The sequence below is a fragment of the Xenorhabdus ehlersii genome (assembly GCF_003610465.1).
In the GTDB taxonomy this organism is placed as follows: Bacteria; Pseudomonadota; Gammaproteobacteria; order Enterobacterales; family Enterobacteriaceae; genus Xenorhabdus; species Xenorhabdus ehlersii.
In genome coordinates this window covers 212,388-224,377 of sequence record NZ_RAQI01000007.1, presented here as the reverse complement: position 1 = coordinate 224,377, position 11,990 = coordinate 212,388, and the positions used below count along the sequence as shown (strand labels likewise).

Sequence of the window (11,990 nt, the reverse complement as noted above, 5' to 3'; positions counted from 1 at the left end):
ATCACATCGAATACGTCTCGAGCCCATGAATGTATACAGAAGGCGCTTGATAACGGGAATGTCCGACTGGATACCCATGAAGTACAACCTATTCTCGATGCTTACGGTTTAAAATACTTTACCGACTTGGATCGCCCATACCAGTGATGATGCGGTCAATATTGCAGAAAAAATTGGCTATCCTGTGGCATTAAAGCTCCGCTCCCCTGATATTTCCACATAAATCAGAGGTTCAGGGAGTGATGCTTTATTTACGTAATGCTGATGAAGTTAAGGCCGCAACACAAGCGATTATTGAACGTGTCAAACAAAACTTCCCGCAAGCCAGGATTCATGGATTATTAGTACAAAGCATGGCTAATCGGGCTGGCACACAAGAGCTGAGAATTGCTATTGAGCAAGACGAGATATTTGGTCCCTTAATCATGCTAGGCGAGGGAGATATTGATTGGGTGCATGAAACACAGGCGGCTGTCGCTCTTCCTCCCCTTAATATGGCATTAGCCCGTTATCTGGTTATTCAGGCAATTAAGAGTGGCAAAATAAAATCTGGCGGTTCACTTTTGCCGCTGGATATTCTTGCCCTCAGCCAGTTATTGGTCAGAGTATCCAATCTTCTGATCGATTGCCCTCAAATTACTCGTATGAATATCCATCCACTGCTTGCATCAGGTAATGAATTCACGCTATTGGATGTGACAATGGAGTTGATGACAGTAACAGGCGATCCCCACAATAGACTGGCTATCCGGCCTTATCCTAATGAACTGGAAGAAAACTATCTACATCAAAGATGATCTTGAATGTTTGCTACGACCAATCCTGCCGGAAGATGAACCTTTGCTGAAAGCATTTATCGGTCAAGTAACAAAGGAAGATCTTTATTATCGCTATTTCAGTGAAATTAACGAGTTTACTCATGATGATCTTGCAAACATGACCCAAATTGATTACGACCGAGAAATGGCATTCGTAGCGATCCGACATCCAGCAACAACACCTGAAATTATTGGTGTCGCTCGTGCTATGGCTGATCCCGATAATATCGAAGCTGAATTTGCGATATTAGTCCGATCAGATCTGAAGGGGATTACGTTAGGTTATCAACTTATGACTAAACTGATTAACTATACAAGAGAACATGGTATTCAGGCACTAACGGCTATCACTATGCCTGAAAACCGTAATATGATCCAACTTGCGAAAAAACTTGGGTTTACCATTGATATACAGTTAGAAGACGGTATTGTTAATCTTATGTTGAAACTCTAGCAAAAAATAAATTCAATGTGCATCTCGTGATGAGTGATAAAAAATGCTCACTCCGTGATAGATCGCACAGTCTTAAAGCAATCAACTCAAGAGAGTTAATTCATACTCACAATGAACCAAACTAATGGTATCATCGCCAGATCATTTTGATTCATACACCTTATGATGGTATTAACTCCATCTAGACTAAGAGAAAAACGCACTGTGATGTTGTCCAAATTTAAACAAGCAAAACACCAACAACACCTTGCACAATTGCCTAAGCTACCGCAATCAGTTGCTGACATTGAGACACTTTATGAATCTAAAGTATTTCGCAGCACCGTATTGGAACGTATAGAAAATGCCCAAAAGCATATCTATATCGCCGCCTTATATTTAGAAAATGATGATGCAGGGCGGGATATTCTGACTGCATTATATGAAGCCAAACAAAAACGCCCTGAGCTGGATATAAAGATCCTAGTCGATTGGCATCGTGCCCAACGTGGTCGTATTGGTGTAGAAGCTGCGGCAACAAATGCAGATTGGTACTGCTCCATGGCTGAAAGCTACCCTGATGTCAACATTTCCATCCTGGGTGTTCCAGTGAATACTCGTGAAGCACTGGGAGTTTTACATCTGAAAGGCTTTATCTTTGATGATACGGTTATTTACAGCGGAGCCAGTATTAATGATGTCTATTTGCACCGCAATGAAAAATATCGTTACGATCGTTATCATTTACTGCATAACGCGAAACTTGCTGTGGTCATGAAGCAATTTATCGATGATAGTATTATTAGTGCAGAAGCCGTAAAAAATTTAGCCTGCCACAATCGTCCTCGTAGCCTTCAAATTAAAAATTTGATCCGCCAATTTCGTGCTTCATTGAGGAATGCCGAATATCACGTTGAAAATCAAGCATCCAATGAAGAATTGGCAGTAACTCCCCTTGTGGGATTGGGCAAAAAAAATCTGCTGAACAAAACAATTTGTCATCTCATGTCTTGCACTGAAAACAAGCTGGTTATTTGTACACCTTATTTCAATTTACCAGCAGTATTAGTACGTGCAATATCTCGGCTACTCCGCCAAGGAAAGCAAATTGAGATCATCATTGGAGATAAAACAGCTAATGATTTTTATATTCCACCAGAAGAGCCATTTAAAATTATTGGGGCATTGCCTTATCTGTATGAAATTAACTTACGTCGATTCACTAGTCGGCTGCAAAAGTTTATCGATAGCCAACAATTAACTATTCGGTTATGGAAAGATCAAGATAACACTTATCACTTAAAAGGGATCTGGGTTGATAATAAATGGCAATTAATTACGGGTAATAACCTTAATCCTCGCGCATGGGGATTAGATCTGGAAAATGCCATTCTTATTCACGATCCCCACCAAGAGATGAACAAGCAACGTACAATGGAATTGGATTGCATCCGTACTCATACAAAAATTATCCACAGTTATCAGGAAATAGAAAGTATTCAACTCTATCCTGTTAAGGTACGCAAACTGATACGACGCTTGCGCCGTATTCGGGTGGATCGATTAATCAGTAGAATACTGTAGAATAGATAAATAATTATTGTTTTTTTGAATCCCCTCTCGCTATTGCCAGAGGGGATTTTTGTATTTTATTTATCAAACGGCTATGATTTAGAAAAATAAATTATGGCGTGAATTGCGATGAAAAAAAACATCACCACTCTGATACGAAATATATTAATGATTTTTCCTATCCTATTGAATACTTCTTGTTCCAATATACGTCTGGCAAATGACAACTGGACAGGAAAAGATAAAGTACAACATTTTTTATTTTCTGCAATTGTAGCTGCCGCGGGCAATACTTATGGTGATCGTCAACATTGGGGGCATCGTGAAAGTGCACAATTTAGTGTATTACTATCCGTTAGTATTGGTGCAATAAAAGAGCTTTATGATAGCCGCCCATCAGGAACAGGCTGGAGTTGGCATGATATTGCTTATGATATAGCTGGAGCGATAGCAGGTTATAGTTTATATCAATCCGTGAAGTAATTTTTAATCTTCTATTTCTAAAGCACCCAAACGCAAAAAAGCCATCCGGTAACGGATGGCTTCTCTGACTGATTGAATGTCTGGCAGTGTCCTACTCTCACATGGGGAGACCCCACACTACCATCGGCGCTACGGCGTTTCACTGCTGAGTTCGGCATGGGATCAGGTGGGACCACCGCGCTGTTGCCGCCAGACAAATTCTGTTTTCAATCCCGAACAAGCCTGCTTTCTCTGAAACTTCTCTCTCTCAAACCCCAAAACACCTTCGGTGTTGTCAGGTTAAGCCGCACGGGTCATTAGTACCGGTTAGCTCAACGTCTCGCAACGCTTACACACCCGGCCTATCTACGTCCTCGTCTCGAACGTTCCTTCAGTGTCCTCTAGGGACAAGGGAAGACTCATCTTAAGGCAAGTTTCCCGCTTAGATGCTTTCAGCGGTTATCTCTTCCGCACTTAGCTACCGGGCAGTGCCATTGGCATGACAACCCGAACACCAGTGGTGCGTCCACTCCGGTCCTCTCGTACTAGGAGCAGCCCCTTGCAATCTTCCAACGCCCACGGCAGATAGGGACCGAACTGTCTCACGACGTTCTAAACCCAGCTCGCGTACCACTTTAAATGGCGAACAGCCATACCCTTGGGACCTACTTCAGCCCCAGGATGTGATGAGCCGACATCGAGGTGCCAAACACCGCCGTCGATATGAACTCTTGGGCGGTATCAGCCTGTTATCCCCGGAGTACCTTTTATCCGTTGAGCGATGGCCCTTCCATACAGAACCACCGGATCACTATGACCTGCTTTCGCACCTGCTCGAGCCGTCACTCTCGCAGTCAAGCTAGCTTATGCCATTGCACTAACCTCACGATGTCCGACCGTGATTAGCTAACCTTCGTGCTCCTCCGTTACGCTTTGGGAGGAGACCGCCCCAGTCAAACTACCCACCAGACACTGTCCGCAACCCGGATAACGGGCCGACGTTAGAACATCAAACATTCAAGGGTGGTATTTCAAGGATGGCTCCATGCAGACTGGCGTCCACATTTCACAGCCTCCCACCTATCCTACACATCAAGGCTCAAGGTTCAGTGTCAAGCTATAGTAAAGGTTCACGGGGTCTTTCCGTCTTGCCGCGGGTACACTGCATCTTCACAGCGAGTTCAATTTCACTGAGTCTCGGGTGGAGACAGCCTGGCCATCATTACGCCATTCGTGCAGGTCGGAACTTACCCGACAAGGAATTTCGCTACCTTAGGACCGTTATAGTTACGGCCGCCGTTTACTGGGGCTTCGATCAAGAGCGTCGCCTTGCGGCTAACCCCATCAATTAACCTTCCAGCACCGGGCAGGCGTCACACCGTATACGTCCACTTTCGTGTTTGCACAGTGCTGTGTTTTTATTAAACAGTTGCAGCCAGCTGGTATCTGCGACTGGCCTCGGCTCCGAAAGCGTGTTTCTTCACCTAACGCCAGCGTGCCTTCTCCCGAAGTTACGGCACCATTTTGCCTAGTTCCTTCACCCGAGTTCTCTCAAGCGCCTGAGTATTCTCTACCTGACCACCTGTGTCGGTTTGGGGTACGATTGACCATAATCTGACGCTTAGGGGCTTTTCCTGGAAGCGGGGCATCAGCAACTTCAGCACCGTAATGCCTCGTCATCGTGCCTCAGTGTCCTGGATAACCGGATTTGCCAAGTTATCCCACCTACACACTTAAACCGGGACGACCGTCGCCCGGCTTGCCTAGCCTTCTCCGTCCCCCCATCGCAATTATGGCCAGTACAGGAATATTAACCTGTTTCCCATCGACTACGCTTTTCAGCCTCGCCTTAGGGGTCGACTCACCCTGCCCCGATTAACGTTGGACAGGAACCCTTGGTCTTCCGGCGAGCGGGTTTTTCACCCGCTTTATCGTTACTTATGTCAGCATTCGCACTTCTGATACCTCCAGCAAACCTCACAGTTCACCTTCACCGGCTTACAGAACGCTCCCCTACCCAACAACACATTCGTGTCGCTGCCGCAGCTTCGGTGCATGGTTTAGCCCCGTTACATCTTCCGCGCAGGCCGACTCGACCAGTGAGCTATTACGCTTTCTTTAAATGATGGCTGCTTCTAAGCCAACATCCTGGCTGTCTGAGCCTTCCCACTTCGTTTCCCACTTAACCATGACTTCGGGACCTTAGCTGGCGGTCTGGGTTGTTTCCCTCTTCACGACGGACGTTAGCACCCGCCGTGTGTCTCCCGTGATAACATTCTTCGGTATTCGCAGTTTGCATCGGGTTGGTAAGTCGGGATGACCCCCTAGCCGAAACAGTGCTCTACCCCCGAAGATGACTTCACGAGGCGCTACCTAAATAGCTTTCGGGGAGAACCAGCTATCTCCCGGTTTGATTGGCCTTTCACCCCCAGCCACAAGTCATCCGCTAATTTTTCAACATTAGTCGGTTCGGTCCTCCAGTTAGTGTTACCCAACCTTCAACCTGCCCATGGCTAGATCACCGGGTTTCGGGTCTATACCCTGCAACTTAACGCCCAGTTAAGACTCGGTTTCCCTGCGGCTCCCCTATGCGGTTAACCTTGCTACAGAATATAAGTCGCTGACCCATTATACAAAAGGTACGCAGTCACCCTGATAAATCAAGGCTCCCACTGCTTGTACGTACACGGTTTCAGGTTCTCTTTCACTCCCCTCGCCGGGGTTCTTTTCGCCTTTCCCTCACGGTACTGGTTCACTATCGGTCAGTCAGGAGTATTTAGCCTTGGAGGATGGTCCCCCCATGTTCAGACAGGATACCACGTGTCCCGCCCTACTCGTTGAGCTCACAATACCAGTGTCTTCGGATACGGGGCTCTCACCCTTTACTGCCGGCCTTTCCAGACCGTTCTCCTGACACTCATATCGCTGATGGCTCTGGGCTCCTCCCCGTTCGCTCGCCGCTACTGGGGGAATCTCGGTTGATTTCTTTTCCTCGGGGTACTGAGATGTTTCAGTTCCCCCGGTTCGCCTCCTTACCCTATGGATTCAGGTAAGGATAGTGCAACGGATTGCACTGGGTTTCCCCATTCGGACATCGCCGGCTGATAGCGCTTCATATCAGCTCACCGGCGCTTTTCGCAGATTAGCACGTCCTTCATCGCCTCTGACTGCCTAGGCATCCACCGTGTACGCTTAGTCGCTTAACCTCACAACCCGAAGGTGTCTTCAGATTGGAGTTTTTGAGAGACTCATCAATGTTATCATTCAACAACATCGATTGTTTCAAATTTTCAGCTTGTTCCAGATTGTTAAAGAGCATAAATTTCACAACACACTGACTTCAATGTGTTCCGAAATAGTTTTTATTAAGAAGAGTCATGGTGGAGCTAAGCGGGATCGAACCGCTGACCTCCTGCGTGCAAGGCAGGCGCTCTCCCAGCTGAGCTATAGCCCCATTGAACCGGACAGAAAAGTTGGTAGGCCTGAGTGGACTTGAACCACCGACCTCACCCTTATCAGGGGTGCGCTCTAACCACCTGAGCTACAAGCCTATTCCGTTCCCGTCTCTTCTTCTATCAGACAATCTGTGTGAACACTCACATTTCACCATCTTCGGTTAAGGAGGTGATCCAACCGCAGGTTCCCCTACGGTTACCTTGTTACGACTTCACCCCAGTCATGAATCACAAAGTGGTCAGCGCCCTCCTACAGGTTAAGCTACCGACTTCTTTTGCAACCCACTCCCATGGTGTGACGGGCGGTGTGTACAAGGCCCGGGAACGTATTCACCGCAGCATTCTGATCTGCGATTACTAGCGATTCCGACTTCATGGAGTCGAGTTGCAGACTCCAATCCGGACTACGACAGACTTTATGAGGTCCGCTTGCTCTCGCGAGGTCGCTTCTCTTTGTATCCGCCATTGTAGCACGTGTGTAGCCCTACTCGTAAGGGCCATGATGACTTGACGTCATCCCCACCTTCCTCCGGTTTATCACCGGCAGTCTCCCTTGAGTTCCCACCATAACGTGCTGGCAACAAAGGATAAGGGTTGCGCTCGTTGCGGGACTTAACCCAACATTTCACAACACGAGCTGACGACAGCCATGCAGCACCTGTCTCAGCGTTCCCGAAGGCACGCCTCTATCTCTAAAGGCTTCGCTGGATGTCAAGAGTAGGTAAGGTTCTTCGCGTTGCATCGAATTAAACCACATGCTCCACCGCTTGTGCGGGCCCCCGTCAATTCATTTGAGTTTTAATCTTGCGACCGTACTCCCCAGGCGGTCGATTTAACGCGTTAGCTCCGGAAGCCACAGCTCAAGGCCACAACCTCCAAATCGACATCGTTTACAGCGTGGACTACCAGGGTATCTAATCCTGTTTGCTCCCCACGCTTTCGCACCTGAGCGTCAGTCTTCGTCCAGGGGGCCGCCTTCGCCACCGGTATTCCTCCACATCTCTACGCATTTCACCGCTACACGTGGAATTCTACCCCCCTCTACGAGACTCTAGTCAACCAGTCTTAGATGCCATTCCCAGGTTAAGCCCGGGGATTTCACATCTAACTTAATTGACCGCCTGCGTGCGCTTTACGCCCAGTAATTCCGATTAACGCTTGCACCCTCCGTATTACCGCGGCTGCTGGCACGGAGTTAGCCGGTGCTTCTTCTGCGGGTAACGTCAATCATAAAGCGTATTCGGCTCTATGCCTTCCTCCCCGCTGAAAGTACTTTACAACCCGAAGGCCTTCTTCATACACGCGGCATGGCTGCATCAGGCTTGCGCCCATTGTGCAATATTCCCCACTGCTGCCTCCCGTAGGAGTCTGGGCCGTGTCTCAGTCCCAGTGTGGCTGGTCATCCTCTCAGACCAGCTAGGGATCGTCGCCTAGGTGAGCCTTTACCCCACCTACTAGCTAATCCCATCTGGGTTCATCCGATGGCGTGAGGCCCGAAGGTCCCCCACTTTGCTCCTCAGAGGTTATGCGGTATTAGCCACCGTTTCCAGTGGTTATCCCCCTCCATCAGGCAGATCCCCAGACATTACTCACCCGTCCGCCGCTCGCCGGCAGGAAAGCACGCTTTCCCCCGCTGCCGCTCGACTTGCATGTGTTAGGCCTGCCGCCAGCGTTCAATCTGAGCCATGATCAAACTCTTCAATTAAAAGTTTGATGCTCAAAGAATCTTACTGTTAGTTCATCATGAATTAACTGTCAGGTCACTCTTTAAGACTTTAATCTTTTTTGCCTTTCGGCATATCGATAGTGTCTTGCGAGTGCCCACACAGATTGTCTGATTAATTTGTTAAAGAGCATTGACAACCGGAAGTGCCTTCCGGGTTGCGAGGCTGCGTATCTTACGCTTTTCGCCGCCAGAGTCAAGCGATTATTTTCGCTTTTCTCTCACCGTCCTGCGCGGCCTGTTTCAGCTCAGCGTCGGTCAGTGGTGGCGCATTATAGGGGGTTTTACGGCGCTGGCAATAGTTTTTTTTGAAATAATTATCGTTTGATGAATTACACAGCAAAATACCGCCTTATACCTATATATGCACAGATTTATCCACAAAGTGATATTTTGATAAAATTTATCGAGCATCACGCAAACGTTTTCGTTACAATCTGCGCAGGAAAAATCACCAAGTGTTTTTTCAGATTGTTTTGAAATGTTATTGCAGAAACCATTTTTTTCTCTCAATCAGTGGATTTTCCCAATAGCACATTCTTGTTTTATGAAATTCAAGGGATATCACACCAATGCAACAGCTTCGTCCAATCCGTCGTGCCCTGCTGAGTGTTTCTGACAAAGCGGGGATTGTTGAATTTGCCAAAGCTTTATCCAATCGCAGTGTCGAACTGCTTTCAACGGGAGGCACTGCTCGTCTGCTGGCCGAAGCAGGATTGAATGTCACCGAGGTTTCTGACTATACAGGCTTCCCCGAAATGATGGATGGGCGTGTCAAAACACTTCACCCTAAAATTCATGGCGGCATCTTGGGTCGACGTGGACAGGATGATGAAGTCATGGCACAACACCAGATTTCACAGATTGATATGGTGGTCGTTAACCTTTACCCCTTTGCTCAAACCGTAGCAAAACCAGATTGCTCTCTGGAAGACGCGGTAGAGAATATTGATATTGGCGGCCCAACAATGGTTCGCTCTGCTGCCAAAAACCACAAAGATGTGGCGATTGTTGTCAGTAGCCAGGATTACGACAAAATTATTGATGAGATGGATAACAACCAAAATTCGCTGACACATTCCACTCGCTTTAATTTAGCCATCAAGGCGTTTGAACATACCGCCGCTTATGACAGCATGATTGCCAATTATTTTGGCAAATTGGTTCCGCCATACTATGGCGAAACTGATCAGCCATCAGGACGTTTCCCCCGCACGCTGAATCTCAACTTCATTAAAAAGCAGGATATGCGTTATGGTGAAAACAGCCACCAAGATGCTGCTTTCTATATAGAAGACCAAATCACAGAAGCTTCAATTGCTACGGCAACCCAGTTACAAGGTAAGGCACTCTCTTATAATAATATCGCGGATACCGATGCCGCCCTGGAATGTGTAAAAAGCTTTTGCAAACCAGCCTGTGTCATTGTCAAACATGCCAATCCTTGTGGCGTTGCGATTGGATCTGATATCTATACCGCCTACGACCGCGCCTTTAAAACCGATCCTACTTCCGCATTCGGTGGCATTATTGCTTTTAACCGTGAGCTCGATACCAACACCGCTCAGGCCATTATTGAACGTCAATTTGTTGAAGTCATCATTGCGCCTTCTGTTAGTGAAGCAGCACTGTCAATTCTGGCGACAAAACAAAATGTCCGCGTTTTGGCGTGCGGCGAATGGCATTCTCCTGTTGCCAGCTTGGATTTCAAACGTGTTAACGGCGGTTTGCTGGTACAAGATCGCGATCTAGGTATGGTGACAAACGATGATCTGGTTGTTGTATCCCAACGTCAGCCAACGGAACAAGAGATGCAAGATGCCCTGTTCTGCTGGAAAGTCGCTAAGTTCGTCAAATCCAATGCGATTGTTTATGCCAAGGATAATATGACCGTTGGTATTGGAGCCGGACAAATGAGCCGTGTTTACTCTGCCAAAATCGCTGGTATTAAGGCAGCAGATGAAGGATTAAAAGTTCAGGGCTGTGCCATGGCTTCAGATGCATTTTTCCCATTCCGCGATGGTATTGATGCCGCAGCGGCTGTAGGTGTGAGCTGTATTATCCAACCCGGTGGCTCCATTCGTGATGATGAAGTGATTGCCGCTGCCAATGAACACGGTCTCGCCATGATTTTCACTGGCATGCGCCATTTTCGCCATTAACAGCTTATGTCTTATTAATAGGAAACCCAGATGAACATATTGGTTATTGGCAGTGGCGGAAGAGAACATGCATTAGCCTGGAAAACAGCGCAATCACCTCTGGCAAACAAGGTTTATGTCGCACCAGGTAATGCGGGCACCGCGTTGGAAGCTAACTTAGAAAATGTGAATATTGCCGCGACAGATATTGAAGGGTTGCTGGCATTTGCTCAAGATCATGATATTGGCCTGACCATTGTTGGTCCTGAAGCACCACTGGTTATCGGTGTCGTTGATGCTTTCCAACAGGCAGGGCTGACTATTTTCGGCCCGACAAAAGCGGCTGCTCAATTGGAGGGTTCCAAAGCCTTTACCAAAGATTTCCTTGCCCGTCATCATATACCTACAGCGGCCTACCAGAATTTCACAGAAATTGAACCCGCACTGGCTTATCTGGAAAAGGTAGGCGCTCCAATCGTTATCAAAGCTGATGGTTTGGCTGCCGGTAAAGGTGTAGTAGTTGCCACAACCCTGGAAGAAGCACAAAGCGCTGTCAAAGATATGCTGGCAGGTAATGCATTTGGTAATGCCGGGCATCGTATTGTCATTGAAGAATTCCTGGCAGGAGAAGAAGCCAGTTTTATTGTCATGGTGGATGGCAACAATGTAGTTCCTATGGCAACCAGTCAAGATCACAAGCGCGTAGGTGACGGTGATACAGGGCCGAACACCGGAGGAATGGGGGCTTACTCCCCCGCACCGGTAGTCACGGATGAGATCCACCAACGAGTGATGGAAAAAATCATTTACCCTACTGTGGAAGGAATGGCAGCTGAAGGCCATACCTATGTTGGTTTTCTTTATGCGGGATTGATGATTGATAAACAGGGTGAACCGAAAGTGATCGAATTTAACTGTCGATTTGGTGATCCCGAAACCCAACCTATCATGATGCGTCTACGTTCTGATTTGGTCGAACTGTGTCTTGCCGGAGCTAAAGGTCAGTTAGGTGAAAAAATCTCTGTATGGGACGATCGTCCTGCCTTAGGCGTCGTGCTGGCGGCGGGAGGTTATCCGGCCAGTTATACCAAAGGTGACGTTATCAGTGGGTTAGAGAAAAAATCAGATGTCAATGAATCTGATATCAATGAAAAAGTCTTCCACGCAGGGACAGCCTTTAAGGATGAAAATATTATCACCGCGGGCGGGCGTGTCTTATGTGTTACTGCCTTAGGTTACGATATTGCAGATGCCCAGAAAAAAGCTTATCTGAGAGCCGGACAAATTAACTGGGAAGGGTGCTTTTATCGTAAAGATATTGGCTACCGAGCTATTGCCCGTTTGAAGTAGACCAAGAAATAGCTCAACCTAAGCCGACGGAAGTAC

The 11,990-nt window shown here is 47.4% G+C and carries 4 protein-coding genes, 2 tRNA genes, 3 rRNA genes and 1 pseudogene; 5 read left to right on the top strand and 5 right to left on the bottom strand.

Features of this window, described 5'->3' with window-relative positions:
* From BDE27_RS18535 to BDE27_RS18525, 3 genes and pseudogenes are all read left to right on the top strand, one after another.
* Positions 1–1,272 (top strand): annotated as a pseudogene (locus BDE27_RS18535) (GNAT family N-acetyltransferase); the annotation flags it as partial.
* A 204-nt stretch (positions 1,273–1,476) separates the two neighbouring features.
* The gene (gene pssA / locus BDE27_RS18530; protein WP_099131075.1) at positions 1,477–2,835 is read left to right on the top strand and encodes a CDP-diacylglycerol--serine O-phosphatidyltransferase; all 1,359 of its coding nucleotides are present in this window, start codon (positions 1,477–1,479) and stop codon (positions 2,833–2,835) included.
* Between the two features lie 156 nt (positions 2,836–2,991).
* Positions 2,992–3,306: a YfiM family lipoprotein gene (locus BDE27_RS18525; RefSeq protein ID WP_244208841.1), complete on the top strand. Its 315-nt coding sequence runs from the start codon at positions 2,992–2,994 to the stop codon at positions 3,304–3,306.
* A gap of 78 nt (positions 3,307–3,384) precedes the next feature.
* On the opposite strand, the gene rrf is transcribed toward BDE27_RS18525, so the two are convergent.
* The 5 genes from rrf to BDE27_RS18500 all read right to left on the bottom strand — a co-directional run bounded on the left by rrf (position 3,385) and on the right by BDE27_RS18500 (position 8,445).
* Positions 3,385–3,500, bottom strand: a 5S ribosomal RNA gene (rrf, locus tag BDE27_RS18520).
* 81 nt (positions 3,501–3,581) lie between these two features.
* Positions 3,582–6,491: ribosomal RNA gene (locus BDE27_RS18515) — 23S ribosomal RNA — on the bottom strand.
* A 172-nt stretch (positions 6,492–6,663) separates the two neighbouring features.
* A tRNA-Ala gene (locus tag BDE27_RS18510) sits at positions 6,664–6,739 on the bottom strand.
* Between the two features lie 20 nt (positions 6,740–6,759).
* A tRNA-Ile gene (locus tag BDE27_RS18505) sits at positions 6,760–6,836 on the bottom strand.
* A 66-nt stretch (positions 6,837–6,902) separates the two neighbouring features.
* A 16S ribosomal RNA gene (locus BDE27_RS18500) occupies positions 6,903–8,445 on the bottom strand.
* The 16S, 23S and 5S rRNA genes sit together here with 2 tRNA genes alongside, the layout of an rRNA operon.
* Before the next feature lie 590 nt (positions 8,446–9,035).
* On the opposite strand from BDE27_RS18500, the gene purH reads away from it, so the two are divergent.
* Together purH and purD are read left to right on the top strand one after the other, a co-directional pair.
* Complete coding sequence (gene purH / locus BDE27_RS18495) at positions 9,036–10,625, top strand: bifunctional phosphoribosylaminoimidazolecarboxamide formyltransferase/IMP cyclohydrolase (RefSeq protein ID WP_099130885.1); 1,590 nt, start codon at positions 9,036–9,038, stop codon at positions 10,623–10,625.
* A gap of 30 nt (positions 10,626–10,655) precedes the next feature.
* Positions 10,656–11,954, top strand: coding sequence for a phosphoribosylamine--glycine ligase (purD, locus tag BDE27_RS18490; protein WP_099130886.1), 1,299 nt, complete (start codon positions 10,656–10,658; stop codon positions 11,952–11,954).
* Positions 11,955–11,990 lie beyond the last annotated feature (36 nt).

Bases quoted from the DNA above. Each gene is read 5' to 3' on its own strand.
- purH (WP_099130885.1), top strand. From the start codon at position 9,036: ATGCAACAGCTTCGTCCAATCCGTCGTGCCCTGCTGAGTGTTTCTGAC.
- purD (WP_099130886.1), top strand. From the start codon at position 10,656: ATGAACATATTGGTTATTGGCAGTGGCGGAAGAGAACATGCATTAGCC.
- BDE27_RS18525 (WP_244208841.1), top strand. From the start codon at position 2,992: ATGATTTTTCCTATCCTATTGAATACTTCTTGTTCCAATATACGTCTG.